Annotated in this window: 1 pseudogene; it reads right to left on the minus strand. The window is 53.2% G+C overall.

The annotated features are described in order from the left end of the window. Positions 1 to 451, minus strand: a pseudogene (locus tag AC1D0P_RS29510) (hypothetical protein); the annotation flags it as partial.

Below are 451 nucleotides of genomic sequence, written 5' to 3' on the forward strand. Positions count from 1 at the left end.
GGTCGAACCATACAGATTGCCCAATTACAGGGTTGCCACCGGCCATAGCCGTTTTCACGGTGTCTTGGGTAAATGCGAAGTATGTAGGAGACGAGCCAGAGTAAAATTGGACATGAGCCACATAGTCGGTATCGGACCCATCCACGTAATCGAGCAGCCCGAGGACTGACTGCAAATCGCTCGGAGGTACCACGCCGTTGAAAAAGCCCGCCGTTTGCGCGTCGCTTTCAATTAGGATCGTATCATGTCCGAGCCCGCCGCTGATCACATCCTTCGAGCCGTCATTGAACTCGCTATGATACGTTTGAAAATAGCTCTTTGATAGGTTCGTAGTCGATGTGAAACCGGAGGGAAGGTCGCCACCTGTAAGAATATCATCCCCTTCATTTCCCTGGATGTAATCCACCCCCGCGCCGCCCGCAGCCAGATCGTTACCGTCTCCCGCATAGAC

This window comes from Polaromonas sp. P1_G2, from assembly GCF_056405515.1.